The 648-nt window shown below is 44.9% G+C and carries 1 protein-coding gene; it reads right to left on the bottom strand.

Annotation, left to right across the window (positions count from 1 at the left end; genetic code table 11):
- Positions 1-206: 206 nt before the first annotated feature.
- Positions 207-539, bottom strand: coding sequence for a hypothetical protein (locus QEH54_RS22810; RefSeq protein WP_309021041.1), 333 nt, complete (start codon positions 537-539; stop codon positions 207-209).
- Positions 540-648 lie beyond the last annotated feature (109 nt).

Genomic DNA, 648 nt, shown 5'->3' with positions numbered 1-648 from the left:
GTCGTATTCGTAGAAATAGTCGTAGTAACCTTCGGAGTCTTTTTCTCCGGCATCTATTTTGTGTTCTTTGGTTACTTTCATTTTCTACCTAACGTCAAAGCCACACGATGGCGGCTTCGGGTGGGGTTCCAAGACAGTTGATGTTGATTTTCATGGAATCGTTGCGAAAGAGGCGGGCGTTTGCCGACATTGTGTGAGCTGCCTGGTTAGCCAAATTCTTGGTCAATTATTTTTATGATAACCCAAAAAGCATAGAGTCCGGAAGGTATAATGAGTAGGCACTGAAATCGGTTGGTGCGGGTGACTATAGTCATGACTATTGTTTTTTTGTCTTCTTCTTCCTTTTTCCGAAATCTGTAGTTTAGCAATGCCCAAGCTGAAGTGATCAGTACGGCAGCACCCAAAGTTAGATCCACAAAGACTAGGCCAAGTCTTCCTATTCCTTCGGTCGTTTGATAAGCGTCCCATGCTTCGTAGGTGAGAATCAAGCATATGATCAAAAAACAGAAATTCAGGCATTCGCTTATGGTTCTGATCATTTCTTTTTTTGGCTAACGTGAAGCTGATACGCGAGGGCCTAGGTTGCTGGTTGTGAAAGAGTAGGGTAGGATACGTCCTTGCTGCGTCCACAACTCGGGCGCTTGGCCC

Source organism: Pelagicoccus sp. SDUM812003 (genome assembly GCF_031127815.1).
GTDB lineage: Bacteria > Verrucomicrobiota > Verrucomicrobiia > Opitutales > Opitutaceae > Pelagicoccus.
Note: the sequence above shows the minus strand (reverse complement) of the source record. Positions and strands in the feature narration are given on the sequence as shown.